General features: G+C 43.6%; 16 protein-coding genes and 1 tRNA gene. 4 read left to right on the top strand and 13 right to left on the bottom strand.

Annotated features, from left to right (window positions below):
- Window positions 1-38: 38 nt before the first annotated feature.
- The 3 genes from CHX27_RS04520 to CHX27_RS04510 form a co-directional block, all read right to left on the bottom strand.
- A complete protein-coding gene (locus CHX27_RS04520) occupies window positions 39-266 on the bottom strand; it encodes an Arm DNA-binding domain-containing protein (RefSeq protein WP_094485574.1) in 228 nt (75 codons plus the stop codon).
- A 277-nt stretch (window positions 267-543) separates the two neighbouring features.
- A tRNA-Ser gene (locus CHX27_RS04515) sits at window positions 544-628 on the bottom strand.
- A gap of 192 nt (window positions 629-820) precedes the next feature.
- Entirely contained in the window at window positions 821-1,204 is a 384-nt protein-coding gene (locus CHX27_RS04510) for a hypothetical protein (protein WP_133063415.1), read from the bottom strand.
- A 191-nt stretch (window positions 1,205-1,395) separates the two neighbouring features.
- Between CHX27_RS04510 and CHX27_RS04505 the strand changes: the two genes are divergently transcribed.
- Both CHX27_RS04505 and CHX27_RS04500 read left to right on the top strand, forming a co-directional pair.
- Window positions 1,396-2,421, top strand: a complete 1,026-nt coding sequence (locus tag CHX27_RS04505) for a quinone-dependent dihydroorotate dehydrogenase (RefSeq protein ID WP_094485572.1) — start codon at window positions 1,396-1,398, stop codon at window positions 2,419-2,421.
- A 42-nt stretch (window positions 2,422-2,463) separates the two neighbouring features.
- The gene (locus tag CHX27_RS04500) at window positions 2,464-3,327 is read left to right on the top strand and encodes a hydroxymethylglutaryl-CoA lyase (protein ID WP_094485571.1); all 864 of its coding nucleotides are present in this window, start codon (window positions 2,464-2,466) and stop codon (window positions 3,325-3,327) included.
- 145 nt (window positions 3,328-3,472) lie between these two features.
- Here CHX27_RS04500 and CHX27_RS04495 read toward each other — a convergent pair whose 3' ends face one another.
- Window positions 3,473-3,706 carry a hypothetical protein gene (locus CHX27_RS04495; protein WP_094485570.1) on the bottom strand — a complete coding sequence of 78 codons (234 nt, stop codon included), beginning with the start codon at window positions 3,704-3,706 and terminating at the stop codon, window positions 3,473-3,475.
- Between the two features lie 99 nt (window positions 3,707-3,805).
- On the opposite strand from CHX27_RS04495, the gene guaB reads away from it, so the two are divergent.
- Window positions 3,806-5,278 carry an IMP dehydrogenase gene (gene guaB, locus CHX27_RS04490; RefSeq protein WP_094485569.1) on the top strand — a complete coding sequence of 491 codons (1,473 nt, stop codon included), beginning with the start codon at window positions 3,806-3,808 and terminating at the stop codon, window positions 5,276-5,278.
- On the opposite strand, the gene CHX27_RS04485 is transcribed toward guaB, so the two are convergent.
- From CHX27_RS04485 to CHX27_RS04475, 3 genes are all read right to left on the bottom strand, one after another.
- Window positions 5,266-7,506 (bottom strand): cation:proton antiporter, encoded by a 2,241-nt coding sequence (locus tag CHX27_RS04485; RefSeq protein WP_094485568.1) that lies wholly within the window; start codon window positions 7,504-7,506, stop codon window positions 5,266-5,268. The two genes, guaB and CHX27_RS04485, sit on opposite strands and share 13 nt — an antisense overlap.
- Before the next feature lie 198 nt (window positions 7,507-7,704).
- Window positions 7,705-9,051: an adenylosuccinate lyase gene (gene purB, locus CHX27_RS04480; protein WP_094485567.1), complete on the bottom strand. Its 1,347-nt coding sequence runs from the start codon at window positions 9,049-9,051 to the stop codon at window positions 7,705-7,707.
- Between the two features lie 48 nt (window positions 9,052-9,099).
- Entirely contained in the window at window positions 9,100-9,786 is a 687-nt protein-coding gene (locus CHX27_RS04475) for an SIR2 family NAD-dependent protein deacylase (RefSeq protein WP_094485566.1), read from the bottom strand.
- Between the two features lie 61 nt (window positions 9,787-9,847).
- On the opposite strand from CHX27_RS04475, the gene CHX27_RS04470 reads away from it, so the two are divergent.
- The gene (locus tag CHX27_RS04470) at window positions 9,848-10,516 is read left to right on the top strand and encodes a TrmH family RNA methyltransferase (protein WP_094485565.1); all 669 of its coding nucleotides are present in this window, start codon (window positions 9,848-9,850) and stop codon (window positions 10,514-10,516) included.
- On the opposite strand, the gene CHX27_RS04465 is transcribed toward CHX27_RS04470, so the two are convergent.
- From CHX27_RS04465 to CHX27_RS15505, 6 genes are all read right to left on the bottom strand, one after another.
- The gene (locus CHX27_RS04465) at window positions 10,513-11,283 is read right to left on the bottom strand and encodes a carboxypeptidase-like regulatory domain-containing protein (RefSeq protein ID WP_094485564.1); all 771 of its coding nucleotides are present in this window, start codon (window positions 11,281-11,283) and stop codon (window positions 10,513-10,515) included. The genes CHX27_RS04470 and CHX27_RS04465 overlap by 4 nt on opposite strands.
- 85 nt (window positions 11,284-11,368) lie before the next feature.
- Window positions 11,369-13,222: a DEAD/DEAH box helicase gene (locus CHX27_RS04460; protein WP_094485563.1), complete on the bottom strand. Its 1,854-nt coding sequence runs from the start codon at window positions 13,220-13,222 to the stop codon at window positions 11,369-11,371.
- 285 nt (window positions 13,223-13,507) lie between these two features.
- Entirely contained in the window at window positions 13,508-13,945 is a 438-nt protein-coding gene (locus CHX27_RS04455) for a transposase (protein WP_094485562.1), read from the bottom strand.
- 1,417 nt (window positions 13,946-15,362) lie between these two features.
- Window positions 15,363-16,190: an energy transducer TonB gene (locus tag CHX27_RS04450; protein ID WP_094485561.1), complete on the bottom strand. Its 828-nt coding sequence runs from the start codon at window positions 16,188-16,190 to the stop codon at window positions 15,363-15,365.
- Window positions 16,191-16,278: 88 nt separating this feature from the next.
- A complete protein-coding gene (rdgB, locus tag CHX27_RS04445; RefSeq protein WP_094485560.1) occupies window positions 16,279-16,878 on the bottom strand; it encodes an RdgB/HAM1 family non-canonical purine NTP pyrophosphatase in 600 nt (199 codons plus the stop codon).
- Window positions 16,879-17,052: 174 nt separating this feature from the next.
- Window positions 17,053-17,233, bottom strand: a 181-nt coding sequence (locus CHX27_RS15505) for a hypothetical protein (RefSeq protein WP_165764438.1), incomplete at its 5' end; no start/stop codon positions are given.

The following is a 17,233-nucleotide window of genomic DNA, read 5'->3' as shown; positions in this document are numbered from 1 at the left end:
AAGCTGGAAATTAATTTAATACAATTTTTGTCGTGTACTTAGCTAGATTTTATTACATCAAGGTAACTATTTATTGAACGGGCTTCTTCTGTCGTACCTTTTACTTTGGATGCTTCGGATGACCATCGGGAGGGCTCAATAAATTTCTTAGTACTAAATTCGGTTCTGTTTCCATCAACTGTTAGACGGACATAAATTGGAAATTGCCCTTTGGCATTCGCCTTAGTGGATTTTGCATAGAAATGCAGATTTACTTTCGCTTTCATTTTACTGATTGGTTAATTATTCTTCAAGTTAAATTCCAATCCCAAGCCAAACAAGATGTTTACTCAGTGAACAAGTTACTTTACACATCGTTAACCCCAGTATTTGCGAGGGTTTAAGAGATTTAGCGAGACGCTAGATTTCTATTTTTTTCTAGGGTCTCGATTTAGTCCCTTTAGCGATAAGATTTCATGAATAATTTGGTATATCAGCAAAAACAAAAACCCCCGAAAATCATAGGATTTCGGGGGTTTTGATACCTTTTAGGATTTTTATCAGCGGAGAAAGAGGGATTCGAACCCCCGGACCTGTTACAGTCAACAGTTTTCAAGACTGCCGCAATCGACCACTCTGCCATTTCTCCAATAAAAGCGCATCATTTTCGTAATGCGAGTGCAAATATAGACAAAAAATCGATTTTCAAAACTAATTTCAAAAATAAATCCCTGTAAATTCAGGGATTTTTTTAACGCTTTGATAAGTTCCTTTAAATCAATTTTTTAGAAATTAGGCTTCACTAGTAGCTTCCAAAACACGCCGAAAAGTACCGTTTTCCCTAATCCTTATGCTTTCCATGTCCTTTTTTGTGACCACGCGCTTTGGCATAATGACGTTTAGCATGCTGCTTTTTGTAATACACATAAGGTCTGTCTCCTCGATAATTCTCCACACAAACTACCTTTCCACGAGCAAAATTGTAATTCTTGTAACGCGCTGGAAGTACCTTTGTACGCACCCAATTTCCTCGCGATACATATAAGTATTGTGCCGCGGGAGCATCGTAATACACATTGATTTCCGGTAAGTAATAATACTGAACCGCCACCGGAGTAGGTGGTATCCAGGCCGGAGTTCCCACATTAATCTGTACCTGAACCTGCGAAAATACCGTTCCACCGAAAAGTAAAATAAGCAACATCGTTATTCGTATCGTTTTCATAATTATGCTTTTAGAAATTTACTCCAAGTTAATGCCACAAACGCCGTTCGCTCTTACATAATTTCACGATTCTTTTATACCAACCGTGTTTTGTACGCTTTAATGCTGCTTTTATCGCTTCCAAGCAACTTTATCTGCCAGCGGTATCTTGTTTGCGCAGCTTTTTTTAGCTTTGTAGCAACACAACTACCATGTATAAATCAGTCATTCGTCGCGTGCTTTTTCAATTCGATGCCGAGCGCGTGCACCATTTTTCGTTCAAAGCCATTAAGTTTTTTCATGCCATTCCCGGCGTTTCCAATCTCATCCGAAGCACCTTCGTGGTTGCCGATCCTCGTTTGGCACGCGAAGTAGCCGGACTCCGATTTCCAAACCCCGTTGGTCTCGCCGCGGGTTTCGATAAAGACGCCAAACTTTTTAACGAATTAGGCAATTTCGGATTCGGATTTATCGAAATAGGAACCGTAACGCCTAAACCGCAAGACGGAAATCCAAAACCGCGACTCTTTCGCCTTAAAGAAGATCAAGCCATTATCAATCGCATGGGCTTTAACAACGGCGGACTCGAAGCCGTAGCGCATCGGCTCTCAAAACACAAATCAGTGCTCATTGGCGGAAACATCGGTAAAAATAAAGTTACACCCAATGCCGATGCCGTATCCGATTACCTCCTTTGCTTTAGAAAACTCTTCCCGGTAGTCGATTATTTTGTCGTAAACGTAAGCTCGCCCAACACGCCAAACCTACGCGAACTGCAAGAAAAACAGCCTTTAACCGATTTATTGGCAACGCTCCAAGACGAAAACAGAGCGCACACAAATCCGAAACCCATCTTCCTAAAAATTGCTCCCGATTTAACCGACGAGCAGTTACAAGACATCATCGACATTGTGCAGCAAACGCAAATTGCCGGCGTCATTGCAACCAATACAACGATTGCTCGCGACGGACTAAAAAGCGAAAACCGCACCGAAGTCGGCGGATTGTCCGGAAAACCGCTCAGCAAACGATCAACCGAAGTGATACGTTTTTTACACACCAAAAGTAAGGGCACATTTCCAATTATTGCCGTTGGCGGTATTCACTCGGCACATGACGCCCTAGAAAAACTCGATGCGGGCGCCAGCTTACTGCAATTGTACACCGGTTTCATTTACGAAGGCCCAGCGCTCATCAAAGAAATCAATCGCGCAATTTTAAAAAGAATTGCGAACTAAAACGATTTCGTGAGTTCGTTACGATTGTTATCTTTGACCCCGATGAAGCCAGTAAAAATCATTGAATGTCCGCGCGATGCCATGCAAGGCATCAAAGACTTTATTCCCACACAAAAAAAAGTCGATTACATCCAAGCGCTCTTGCGTGTTGGGTTCGATACGATCGATTTCGGAAGTTTCGTCTCGCCGAAAGCCATTCCGCAAATGCAAGACACGGCCGAGGTTTTATCTAAGCTCGATTTATCGCAAACGTCCTCGAAATTACTGGCTATCATTGCCAATACCAAAGGAGCCATCGACGCTAGTGCGCATCCCGAAATTAACTATCTGGGGTTTCCGTTTTCGATTTCCGAGAACTTTCAGATGCGAAACACGCACAAAACCATTGCCGAGTCGCTCGTAACCTTGCAAGAGATTTGCGAGATAGCCGATACGCATCGAAAATCGGTCGTGGCGTACTTGTCTATGGGTTTTGGAAATCCGTACGGCGACCCATACAGCGTGGAGATTGTAGGCGAGTGGACGGAGAAGTTGGCGCAATTGGGCATCAAAATTATTTCATTGTCCGACACCATCGGAAGTTCGACGCCCGAGGTCATCACGTATCTTTTTGGCAAGCTCATTTCGCTGTATCCCGATATCGAGTTTGGCGCACATTTACATACGACTGCCGATAAGTGGTTCGAGAAAGTCGATGCGGCATATCAAGCCGGTTGCACGCGTTTCGACGGCGCCATTCAAGGCTTTGGCGGTTGTCCGATGGCTAAGGACGAACTCACGGGTAACATGCCCACCGAGAAATTGCTGTCGTATTTCACCGCACAAAAAGCCGATTCGCAGTTGCACGCCATTAACTTCGAAAGCGCCTACAACGAAGCCACAAAGATTTTCACGCAATATCACTAGTTTTATCTCGGCACATCCTGCCGCAAAAAATTACTGGAAATACCGCAGCGGCAGGTCGGGCATTTCACTGCAAGGCGCACTTTTGCTCAGCGTTTCAGCCTGCCTTTTTCTGGGCTTCCGCTGGTCGCCTGCAAAAAATGCGGCTTCAATCGCTGTTCAAAAGCACGGCTTTCCGTTGCATTCCCTTGTGCGAAAATACGTCTCTGAAAAAGAATTCTTTGGAAACGATTGCCGCGGCCGCGATTGCAGTGGAAATAGCGCCGAAGTGGCGGTGTGTGCGGGCGTTTTTGGCGCAGCGACCAACGGAAGCTGTGCGAAACACTGCCCAAACCACCGCAACAAAGCGGTATTGCAACGAAAAGCGCGAAATGCCGCCCAAATAATGCTAGAATTGAATGAAAAGGCAAGCTATTTAGGTTGCAGAAACTCGCAGATTTGAACTATATTTGCACGCAATTATCACACAACTATAATTGCCATGCTTCCAAATTCTTCAAAAATCATCGCCGAGGGTCTAACGTACGATGATGTGCTTCTGGTTCCGAATTTTTCGGAGGTTTTACCAAGAGAAGTCAGTATTAAATCACATTTTTCGCGAAATATTCCTCTAAACGTTCCCGTTGTTTCCGCAGCGATGGATACCGTTACCGAAAGTGCTATGGCTATTGCAATTGCACGTGAAGGCGGTATTGGCGTGCTGCACAAAAATATGACTGCCGAAGCGCAAGCCGCCGAAGTACGCAAAGTAAAACGCGCGGAATCGGGCATGATTATTGATCCGGTTACTCTACCCGAGAACTCGACCGTGGCCGATGCAAAAGCTGCCATGCGCGAATTCGGAATCGGCGGTATTCCCATTGTCGACGAAAACAAAAAGCTAAAAGGCATTGTTACCAATCGCGATTTGCGGTTTGAAAAAGATAACGGCCGACCCATATCTGAAGTAATGACTTCTCAAGGATTGATTACCGTAGCCGAAGGCACCTCCTTGCAAGAAGCCGAAGTGGTGTTACAAGGCAACAAAATTGAAAAATTACCTGTTGTAAACGCAGATAATACGCTCGTCGGACTCATTACTTTCCGTGATATTACCAAGCTAACACAGAAACCGATAGCCAACAAAGACAATTTTGGCAGACTCCGAGTAGCAGCAGCCTTGGGCGTAACGGCAGATGCGGTACAACGTGCAGCGGCCTTAGTTGCCGCGGGTGTCGATGCGGTTGTTATCGATACAGCACACGGACATACCAAAGGCGTAGTTGAAATTCTGAAAGCCGTAAAAGCCGCATTTCCAAGTTTGGATGTTGTGGTTGGAAATATTGCCACAGCCGAAGCAGCCAAATATTTAATTGAGCACGGCGCCGACGGTATAAAAGTGGGTATTGGTCCGGGTTCAATTTGTACTACACGTGTGGTTGCCGGCGTGGGTTATCCGCAGTTTTCGGCGGTTTTAGAAGTCTCTGCAGCCGCTGCAGGAAGTGGTGTTCCCGTTATTGCCGACGGTGGTATTCGATACACTGGAGACATTCCGAAAGCCATTGCAGCCGGAGCGTCTTGTGTGATGTTGGGTTCGCTTTTGGCCGGAACTAAAGAATCGCCGGGCGAAACTATAATTTTCGAAGGACGAAAGTTCAAGTCGTACCGCGGTATGGGATCGGTTGAAGCCATGCAAGAAGGTTCAAAAGATCGGTATTTCCAAGATGTTGAAGACGACATTAAAAAGTTGGTTCCGGAAGGAATCGTGGGTCGCGTTCCGTACAAAGGCGAATTAAACGAATCGATGCAGCAATTTGTGGGCGGTTTGCGTGCCGGAATGGGCTACTGCGGTGCCAAAGACATTGAAACCTTGCAAAAAACCGGTCGTTTTGTACGCATTACCTCCAGCGGAATTACCGAAAGTCATCCGCACAACGTAACGATTACGAAAGAAGCACCGAATTATTCGCGATAAGATTCAATCATATCGATTAGCTTACGACGGTTTCCGACGATCCATAAAATGTCGTTTTTCTCCAAAATCATATCCGATTCTGGGTTAAACGTGCGGTTGCCGCGACGTTCGATACCAACGATGATGCCCGAAGTTTCTTCTCGGATTTTCGAATCGCGTATCGATTTACCAATAAACGTTTCGTTTTTAAGTACAAACTGATTAAGAGAAATATCCGGATCGGCTATGGTCGATGCAGGATGTACTTCGTGATCTTCCAGGAATTTAGAGAACCGCTGAATTTGTTCGTCTGTTCCAATGATGAAAATTTCGTCGGCAGGAAACAGTTTTTCGTTTTTATCGGGTGTTGGAATTACGAAATCGGCACGTTTGATGTATGCGATATTCACGCCAAAAAGTTCACGTAACTTCAATATTTCGAGCGTTTTACCAGAAATATCGGAAGCCGGATCTATTTCGAAACTGGTCATGTGTCCGTCCCATGGAGTTAAGTCGCTTCGGCTGCGGTTTCGCATATAAATCTCTCGTTCATTTAAGTTGTGAATAAAATGACGTTCGATTTTAGCGTATTGCGATTTAAGTTTTCTGGGAAAAAGTAGATACAAGCTAATGAAAACACCCAATAAAATGATGGCAAACAGCGTGCTAAAGAAATGGTCGATAAGAAAACCGACAAGTAAGACGCACAACACAAACCGGAACAATACCATCATGACAATCGGACCGCGATAACGTTTGTTGTTTAGTAGGTTTTGTACCTGAATTTCTGAGGTTTTGTGCCAACCCAAAGCGTAGATAAAAGGAGCGATGGCGAATAAAGTACCTAATGCAACGACAAATCGAAGGCTGCTGTTGTCTTTTGCGAAGGGCAAGATAAATTTCTCGGAAAGCAAAACGATGGCAATAATGATACTGGCATGTAAAGCGATGTGTAAAAAGTATTTTCGCAATAAAATGTGCCAATCGTTTTGTGCCCGAATCGATTGTGCGTTTGCGCTGTAACGTTCGATATTTTTAATCCATTTTCGAGGGAGAATCCGTTCGGCGAAAGCAGCCACGTGATCTCCGGATTTAATGAGATAGGGCGTTGTGAACGTTGTAACTGCCGAAACGGCTACGATAATCGGGTAGAGGAAGTCGCTAGTAACACCCAACGAAGCGCCGAGCGTGGCAATAATGAAAGAGAATTCACCGATTTGTGAAAAGCTCACACCACTTTGAACCGATTGTTTCAGTGGCATTCCCGAAAGCAGCGAACCGGTAGTAGCAAGAATACTTTGACCGAATATGGTTACTAAGGTAAGTATCAGGACAGGTATTGCGTAGTGTTGCAACGTAACCGGATCGATAAGCATACCAACGGAAACAAAGAAAACTGCTCCGAAAAGATCTTTAACGGGTTTTAGTAAATGTTCGATTTGCTCAGCTTTTGTGGTTTCTGCAATAATAGAACCCATAACAAAAGCCCCCAAGGCTGGCGAGAAACCTACGTTTGCCGCTAAAATTACCATGACTAAACAAAGTGCAATGGCAATGATTAACAGCATTTCTTCGGTAATTAATTTGCCGGCATAGCGCAACAGCGACGGTATAAAGAAGATGCCGGTAATGAACCAAAGTGTTAAGAAAAAAACCAGTTTTACAATAACTGTAACGAGCGCAATTCCAGAAATCGATTGGGTTACGGCTATGGTGCTGAGCAGTACTAAAATGATGATGGCTAAAATATCTTGTACAATCAGCGAACCCAGCACGTTTACGGCGAAACGTCGGGTTTTAACACCAAGTTCTTCAAATGTTTTTAAGATAATGGTTGTCGACGATACTGCTAGCATGGCCGCTAGAAAAATGCTATCCATTGTTTTCCAGCCAAGTGCCGTTCCGCAGAGATAGCCTAAAACGAGCATACCGCCAATTTGCGTGCCCGCTGTTACCGAAGCCGTTCCACCAACTTTAAGAAGTTTTTTGAAACTAAACTCCAAACCAAGACTAAACAAGAGAAATATAATCCCGATTTCAGCCCAAACTTTCACGCTTTTGATGTCGGTTACTGTTGGGAAATAATCGAACTTTGATCCAGCTAGGAAGCCAGCAATTAAGTAACCGAGAACTAATGGTTGTTTTAATCGTTTGAAAATGAGTGCTGCAACTCCCGCGGAACAAAGAATGAGTCCGAGGTCGTAAATCAACGGATCGAGATGAAACGTAGAAGAAGCTAATGCAAGCATAGTTACAGTTTGTTGTCGGAAGTTACGATTTTTTTACAACGTTTTTCGGCAACGATTGCCCGGGTTAGCGATTGCAGCGTAAATCCTGCTTTTGAGTCGGCGTGGGGAAGGGCAAAAGCAGATTGCAGCGTAAAGCGCGACGGCAGCCTACCTTTTTGGCGAAGCCGGTACGAATTGCTGCCGGAACCCCCAAAAAAATTAAATTCCTACGTAAGTTGCAGGCGAAATTGCTTTGAGTTCTGATTTCAATTCATCGGAAACACTCAGATTTTCGATAAAATCGGCGATGGCCTGGCGGTCAATTTTTGTGTTTTTACGCGTTAAATCTTTGAGCATTTCGTACGGATTTTCGAAACCTTCTCGACGCAAAATGGTTTGAATTGCTTCGGCAACAACTGCCCAATTGTCCTCTAAATCGGCGGCAACTTTTTGCTCGTTTAACAAGAGTTTGTTTAGTCCTTTTAATGTAGCGTCGAACGAAATTACAGTGTGGGCAATCGGTAAACCTAAATTTCGAAGTACGGTACTGTCGGTTAGATCGCGTTGCAAGCGTGAAATTGGCAATTTTGCGGCAAGATGCTCAAAAATGGCGTTTGCCAGACCGAGATTTCCTTCGCTATTTTCAAAATCAATCGGATTTACTTTATGCGGCATTGCCGACGAGCCAATTTCGCCTTCCTTGATGCGCTGTTTAAAATAATCCATCGAAATGTAGGTCCAGATATCGCGATCTAAATCAATTACAATGGTGTTAATACGTTTCAGGGCGTCGCAAAAAGCCGCTAAATGGTCGTAATGTTCGATTTGTGTTGTCGGAAAAGAGTGCTTGAGTCCGAGTGTATCTTCCACGAAAGTGGTTCCAAATTGTTTCCAATCTATTTGCGGATAGGCCACAGCGTGTGCGTTAAAGTTCCCGGTTGCGCCTCCAAACTTTGCTGCAAACGGAATGTTTTGCAACAAACGCAACTGTTCCTCAAGTCGAACAACAAAAACCTCGAATTCTTTGCCCAAACGGGTAGGAGAGGCGGGTTGTCCGTGCGTGCGTGCCAGCATCGGAATGTCTTTCCAAGTGATAGAAAGTTCTTTCAGTTTCGCGATAAGTTCGGTGAATAGCGGCAAATAAACTTTGAAATACGCTTCTTTCAACGATAATGGAATCGCCGTATTGTTAACGTCTTGCGAGGTTAATCCGAAGTGTATAAATTCTTTAAAATTAGATAATTGTAAGGAATCAAATTTTGCTTTGATGAAGTATTCAACCGCTTTCACGTCATGATTGGTCGTTTTTTCGGTCTCTTTGATTTGCTTCGCATCTTCGTCACTAAAATTGTGATAGATATTTTTTAGCGCATCGAATTTGTCTTTTGGAAAATCTTTAAGCTGTGGAAGTGGAATTTCGCACAGAGCTATAAAGTAATCAATTTCTACACGCACGCGGTAGTACATTAGTGCGCGTTCGGAGAAGAATAATCCAAGAGCTTCTGTTTTTTTACGGTAGCGACCGTCGATCGGTGAAATAGCGGTTAAAGCACTGAGCGCGCTCATAGTTGTTGTTGTTTTAAAGAAGTGGCAAAGATAGCCAGAAAACCCGATTTAGCTGGTGAATTTTTGAAAAAGCGCGGGTAAAATTTCGGCTGCTTTTCCGCTGTGAATCGAGATTTTTCTGCGAATATGTCTTACTTCGGCCGGATTTAAATCGATGTAATGCACTTGAGCGTGCGGCGGTGCGTAATCGATTAAAGAAGCCGCTGGATATACTTGCATGGAAGTACCAACTATGAAAACCACGTCGGCTTCAGCAATGATGTTTGCGGCATTGGGTAGTTCGGGAACGGCTTCTCCGAACCAAACGATGTGTGGTCGAAGCGGGTGGTTTTGGTCGTCGCGATTGGAATCCGACATATCGCCATCAAAGTCTATCACATATTTGTAATTGCGTGTACTTCGCGCCTTTCGCAATTCGCCGTGCAAATGAAGTACGTTTGAACTTCCGGCGCGTTCGTGCAAGTCGTCGACGTTTTGTGTAATGATGTTTACGTGAAAGTGTTTTTCAAAATCAACCAAAGCGAAGTGCGCCGGATTGGGTTTTACTTGTAATAACTGGCGTCGACGCTCGTTGTAGAAGTCCAAAACGAGTTGTTTATTTCTTTGCCAAGCTTCGGGTGTGGCAACATCTTCAATGCGATGGCCTTCCCAGAGTCCGTCGGCGTCGCGAAAAGTTTTTAAGCCGCTTTCAGCAGAAATTCCGGCTCCGGTAAGTACAACTAATTTCTCTTTCATGCTTCGGTTTTAGTCAAATTACGGAAATTTCGCCGACTTTTGACATAAGAATTTTCTGAAAATGATTTCGAAAGCAGAACAAGATTACTTGCAGTATTTAGAGACTTTTTTGACCGATGCGCGCAAAGCTCGGTTTGATGAAGTTTTGGTGAATCGAACCAATCATCTAACCATTGCCATCGAAGATGTGTATCAATTACATAATACCAGTGCGGTTTTGCGCAGTTGCGAGTCGTTTGGCGTGCAGCAGCTGCATGTTATTGAGGAGCGTTTTGGAAAGCGAATCGATAAAGAAATTGCGATGGGAGCGCAAAAGTGGGTGGATGTGCATCGATTTGATCGTGTGGATGCTTGCGTTTTAGATTTGAAAAATCGCGGTTATCAAATTGTGGCTACGAGTCCGCGCGGAACCGACTGCGATTTACACGATTTCGACGTTCAGCAGCCGTTCGCGGTGTTTTTTGGAACGGAGCGTCACGGATTGAGTGCGGAAGTGTTGGATCAAGCCGATCGGTTTTTGAAAATTCCGATGGTTGGATTTACGGAAAGTTTGAATATTTCGGTAAGTGCTGCTATTATCATTCAGCAATTAACCGATCGGATTCGGCGCGAAGTACCGCAGTGGCAACTTGATGAACGCTCGTATTACGAAACGAAACTGCGCTGGACCAAAGCGTCGATAAAGGATATAAAATTGATCGAAGAGCGGTATTTTAGTACTTTGAGTTAGCTTCTCTTTTTCAGGATTTTATACTCTTCGTAGCAGGCACTGATTGCATCCATAATTTGGAGATCGTTTGCCGATTTGATAAACGATTCGGAATAGTTACAGCGTTCTAGAATTTCGCTGATTTCTTTTGGAGAAACGCCCAATAGGATGGAAATGGTTTCGCGGTCGTACTTGGATTCAAGCAGATTTCGAACGGTATCGTCTTTTTTCATTTCGCGTAAACGTTTCAGCTCTCGCGGTTTCTTCCCAAAGATATTGTATAGTAAATCGGTCGGATTGAAAATGGATTCGACCACGCGTTTAAATGCTTGTGGTGAGGTGTCGCCAACTTCGTAACCCGCGGATATTCCACTGATTGAATACCGGTAATTTTCTTTAACAGGCACAATTTTCGCGTCAACTTCAATGTATCCGGTAAGTGTGTACGGACGCAGCACAACTTCTTCCAAAGCATAAGCTTTTTCCGTGAGGTAAATGGTTGTTTCTTTGTTTTTAATCCAGTCGTTTGTAACACGTAAACGCAGCGACTTAAATCCGAGCATAGAAACGTGTAAGGTATCGTTTACGGAAGCTGCTAGGGTGAATTTACCGTTTTCGGTGGTAGTTGCACCTTTTACGGTATTAATGTTAATGATGTTAGCGTTAGCAATCGGGCGGTTATCGGCTTCATTAACTATAGTTGCGGAAATAATTGTTTGCTGCGAATCAGACTGCGCAAATGAAAAAGGTATAAAACAAAAAAAGAGCAACGCAACAAGATATTTCATTTGAGTTTATTCATCGTTTTTGGAATTGTAAAACTCGGATATATTTTGCTGCGTTCCGCTCTTTGTAAGCAAAAATTAACAAACTTTAGCTTCGTCTAGGGCTTTTTGGTTTGTCTCCAGCACCAAATTGATTGGCGCGTCGTGATGCTCTATTGGGTTGATCAGACTTTTTGACATCTGCAAAAGAAGATCGGCGACCTTTATTTTCCGTTGGAGCACTGTCGCTGCGACGGAATGTACGCTCTCTTTTTGGCGTGCCAAATTGTTCGCGTGGTTTCGATTCGCTTCGAGGTCCGAACGATTTTCTACCGTTGTGATCTCTGCGGTTGTTGCTGCCTTCGTTTTTAGAGATTTCCACGTTTATACGGCGACCTTCCAACGTCATGTTGTTCAAAACTTCCATCACGTGATCGGTATGTTCCGGATCGGTGTTGAAGAATGAGAATCCCTCTTTAACGTCAACTTTATAAACTGCGTCTCTTCCAAGATCGAGCGTTTCTTTAAGGAAATCTTTTAAAGACATCCAATCGAAATTATCGCGAGAACCGATGTTCACGAAATAGCGAATAGCTCCGCCGGAGAATTCACGAGGTTCGGCGCTGCTGCGTTTTTCGCCAGATGAAGAAAGATCTTTCGATTTTTTATAGTAGTTGATAAATCGGTTGAATTCTACAGAAACCATTTTCTTAATAAGCTCTTCTTTGGTAAGACCTTCGAGAACGGTATTAATTGCTGGTAAGTAGTTGTCGATGTCGTGATCAACTTCGGTATCTTTAATCTTGTTTGCTAAATGCAGTAACTGAATTTCGCAGATTTCGATTCCTGAAGGAATTGGCTTTTCTTCGAATTTCTGTTTGATAATACGCTCAATAGCAGATATTTTACGTAGTTCACTTTTAGTGATGATTACGATAGAAACACCCGATTTTCCTGCACGACCGGTTCGTCCTGAACGGTGGTTGTAGGTTTCGATTTCGTCGGGAAGTTGGTAGTTGATTACGTGCGTTACGTTGTCGACGTCAATTCCGCGTGCAGCTACGTCGGTGGCAACAAGCATTTGAATTTGGCGGCCACGGAACGCTTTCATTACGCCGTCGCGTTGTGCTTGTGATAAATCGCCGTGTAAAGCAGCAGCATTGTATCCGTCTTCGATAAGTTTTTCAGCAACTTGTTGTGTATCGCGTTTGGTTCTACAGAAAATTACAGAGAAGATATCCGGATTGGCATCGGCCAAACGTTTAAGTGCTTCGTAACGATCTCTAGCGTTTACAAGGTAGAATTCGTGAGATACGGTTGCAGAACCTGAATTTTTGGCACCGACCGTAATTTCGATAGGTTCTTCCATGAACTTTTTCGCGATACGCGCCACTTCTGCGGGCATTGTTGCGGAGAAAAGCCAAGTTCTTTTTTCGTCGGGAGTGGTCGACAAGATGCTTACGATATCGTCGTAAAAGCCCATGTTAAGCATTTCGTCGGCTTCGTCGAGAACGCAATAATTGATTTGAGAGATGTCGACATAACCTCTGTTGATCATGTCCTGCATTCTACCTGGTGTGGCCACAACGATGTGTGCGCCTTTTTTGATTTCTCGTGCTTGTTCAGAAATACTCGCTCCGCCGTAGATGGCTACTACGCGAAGACCGTTATCGTATTTGGCGTAATTTTTAAGTTCGTTTGTAATCTGCAAGCACAGTTCGCGTGTGGGAGCGAGAATCAGTGCCTGAGTTGCGCGTTGGCTTAGGTCCATTTTCTGGATAAGCGGGAAACCGAAGGCGGCTGTTTTGCCTGTACCGGTTTGTGCCAATGCAACTAAATCTGTTTCTTGCTCCAATAGAATTGGAATCGCTTTTTGCTGGATTTCGGTAGGATTTTCAAATCCCAGATCGACAATCGCGCGTTGTAGCGAATCACTCAATCCTAATTGTTCAAAGTTATTCATAAAGGGTATTAAAATTTGCTGCAAAAGTACGTCGTTAAATCGGCACTGCCTAACGTTTGTTGTAAAGGTTTTGAATTATTAGTATTTGAAAATCAATTATTTAATATTCTGTCGTTGATTTGGGAATAAATTTTGTGGGTTGAAATCGGTCGGACAGTGGGCTTGTCGTGGTAAAAGTAACTGTAATTAAAGCTCAGATAAAAGATTGAAAGGTAGTTGTTGAGCTGTACTTTTGGTTCTTTAATCTTATCGATTAATTGAGAAATTTTGCGTTTCATACGGCTTTTAAGCGTATTTAGCGAGCATTGCTAAACGGCGAATGCGTTTTTTTATCGCATTAGTTTCCTCTCTGTATGTCGTTTTTCTTTTTATTCCAGCTGTATCGATTGCTTTCTCAAGGCATTCAAGAGTTTTTGGTTCGGAATGAAATCCTTTTTTCCAAATAAATTTCATTTCAGTAAGGTTATTTCTATTGATGTGATAGGAAATAGATCCTTTTACAACTTGCATAACCGACGAAAGATCAGTGGATACATGTAGATTGATGATGATATCTACATAGTGTTCTTCGTTGTAGATAAAGTGCAGTTGGCAAGATTTAATGGACAATTGTTGTTGAATAAGATTCACGATTGCTTTTTCGCATTCAGAATTGATGATTTTTCTTTCATCTCTTGTTGCCCAAATTACCCGAACGAGGTTGTGAGTTTCTTTTGCAGTCATGGCGTATATATTTAAAATTAGATTAAGAGATGTAAAAGTAATAAGGCAAAATTTAACGCGGTTACGGGTTTTCCGTAAATTTTGATTAGTAAGTATTTTTTTTGATTAAAGATAAAGGACTAAGTATCAAAGCGTGTACTAGGACTTAGAATCACGCTTTGATAATGGACAAATGATGGAACTCGCGACAAAGGAGTAGATACTTTGAATACATATTTTTAACAGTAGCCGACAGGGATAAATCATGATTGATAATTATCTAGGGAAATTAGATTTTACTTAGTGTAGACAGTAGTGATTGATTACGACTAGTCTTGGCTGATCTTGGCTGGTATTGGCTGATCTTGGACGACCACGATAGGGTACAAGTGACCACGTCCCGAAACGACTAACTACGACTGGCCACCACTGGGAAGAACTAACTACGGCTGATTACGGCTAGGTACTACTAACTAAGGCTAGGTACTACTAACCACGACCATGGACTACTAACCAGCACTAGGAATAACTAACTACGGCTGACCAGGGCGAGCTACCACTAACCACAATTAGTTACTACTAACCACGACTAGTTACGAGTTTCTAAGACTATGCACGACGAATCTTCTATAACGATTAAAAACTCCGGTTGGTCAGAATCTAGTGGGTTTAATCTCGATCATCACTTTACAATACTTATTATTCCTAGGTTACTGCAATACATGTCGATATAGGGTAGCTATCACTAACTGATCTACGCTACAGACGATGCACATCGAACGGTCTCAAAAATATGCAATCAATCCTAATCAACTCTGGCAAAGTGTAACCAACCGTAACCAAACACCGTTAACTCCAACCAAATGCAACCAACTCTGATCAATCCCAATCAATCACCGCTAACTCCAAAAAGCCCCAACCAACCCCAACCAACCCCAACCAACCCCAACCAACCGCAACCAATCACCGTCAACCCTAAGAAACCCCAAGAAACCCTCATTAAGACTAACCAACCCCAACCAACCCCCGTCAACCCCCGTCAACCCCATTCGCTGGAAAACCGTCCCCATCTACCACTTATCTGACAGTACCGCTTTTTCTCCAGTCTTTATTACGGGATTCCCGCATATTTCAAAAAACTTGTTAAACATCAAAAACAATTGAAGTCGCCGTAAATAGTAATAGCCAATGATTTAATTGTTGAAAACCGTTGTCTAACTTAGACGATGGCACAACCGCAAAAACAGTCGCCGATTTTGCTAAAAAATCACTTTTTTAATTACCGGATAGCTGTGCACTATTTTTCGCGTTAGCGGTTGCAGCGATATCCTTTTGCCGGAGTTCCGGAGGCAAAAGATTTAGCGGAAAACGCGACGGCAGCTGCACCCAATTCAAAATAAATTCGATGCAGCTGCCGGAACGCCCAAAAAAAGAAAATCTAATTATTTCGGATGCTTATCGGTAGGTTGTAAATCGTACGGACTGCTTTACCTGCTTTCATACCCGGTTTCCATTTGGTACGCAGATCTTTTAAAACGCGAATTGCTGCGCGCTCGGTGCCGTAACCGGGGTTTTGTAATACTTTGATGTTGCTGATGCTACCGTCGGTTTCAACCACAAACGAAACCAGTAATTTTAGCGTTGTACCGCTCTCCATATCCGGATGCTCGAAATTTTCGGCGATGTAACGGTAGAATGCAGACAAGCCGCCCGGAAATTCCGGCATTTTGTCGACCATGCCCGTGCTTATCGGCTTGTCGGACGTACCCTCTGTCGAACCACCTGTATCTGTTGTAACGCCCGTAACTGCTGTACCGTTTTCGGATCCTTGCGGACTCCCCGTTGTGTTTGTTTCGCCCGTATCCGACTTCGCGGTAGTAACTGTAGATGCTTCAACCGGCGACGCATCAGTGGCAGTAGTAACAGTAGCAAAACCTAAATTTCCGGTGGGGTCAACTGAAGTACGCTTTTTAGGCTGCTCCATAGCTTTTGGTTCCGGCTTGGGTTCTTCTACCTTCACTCTAGACACTCGTACCGGAGTTACAAGATATTCCGGACCGCTGTCTGTAATAATTGCATTTGCATCCGTGCTGCTCGCATACATGAGGGCCGAAACGCCCATACATAAAAGTGCAATGGCTAAGAAAAAGGCTTTGGCCGTTATTTGGTTGGATTTTTTACGCAATTCATAAGCTCCATACTCCTGATTGCGGTTTTCGAATACTAAGGCGATCCACGACGCACTTACAACGCTCACTGTTCTCATAAAAATAAAAATTTTGGTTAGCGTAGTGGTGTGTCATGACGGCTCTTTTCTTCATAACGCAGAAGGCAGAGCTCTTATTGCGAGCGACTTAAATTTTTTTAGACTCGTTCAAGGCGCGCTGTTCTAAAAAGTCGAGTAGCTTTCGGACGGCGCGACCGCGGTGCGAAATCGCATTTTTTTCTTCTTTGCTCATTTCGGCAAAGGTGCGCGTGCTGCCTTCTGGGATAAAAATCGGATCGTAACCAAATCCTTCCTGACCGCGAGTTTCTGTGGTGATGGTTCCGCGAATCTCGCCTTCAAAAAAGTGCACGCCGTCGGGTAATTTTAAGGCAATAACCGTAACAAAGCGCGCCGCTCGATTACTTTCATTTTGCAATTCGCGCAGGAGTTTTTCGATGTTTGCCGTGGCATTGCCGTGTTCGCCAGCATAACGCGCTGAGTACACGCCGGGAGCAGCATTTAGCGCGGCGACTTCCAAACCACTGTCGTCGGCGAAACCCAACACACCGTAATGTTCCGAAAGGTAATCTACTTTAAGGAGCGCATTGCCTGCAAAAGTTGTTGCCGTTTCGGGAATGTCGGGAACTTCGGTTAAATCCAGCAAGCTTTTTAGCTCGTACGATGCCGGGAAAATTTGCTGCAATTCGCGTACTTTATTGGCGTTAGCTGAGGCGAAAAAAAGTGTCATTTTTCAAGGATTTTGGTGTTTCAAACTTACATAATGTCTCAGATTTAGCTTTGTTATTTTTCGACAATTAGATTACTGCTGCCCTTTGCGGAAAACTGCCGTTGCCTTAGTGCCGTTGCGAGTAAGGTAATTTCTTTTCAATGCGATGATTTCCAGATAGATATAGATAAAACATCACAGCATCCAGCGTTCAAAGCCGCGACCTTCAATGAGGTAATCGCAGCTGTTTTGCAGTCGTGAAATGGCTTGTTGTTCCCAGCCGGAGAAGGTATTTTGACCCAAAAGTGCCAGTTGAATTTCTTTTTGAAAACGTGCGGTTTGCGTTTCGTGTATGAGTTGCCAGTAATCTATAATT

The organism is Flavobacterium aurantiibacter (assembly GCF_002251775.1).
Taxonomy (GTDB): domain Bacteria; phylum Bacteroidota; class Bacteroidia; order Flavobacteriales; family Flavobacteriaceae; genus Flavobacterium; species Flavobacterium aurantiibacter.
The sequence above is the reverse complement of the archived record's forward strand: the minus strand, read 5'-3'. Positions and strand labels throughout refer to the sequence as shown.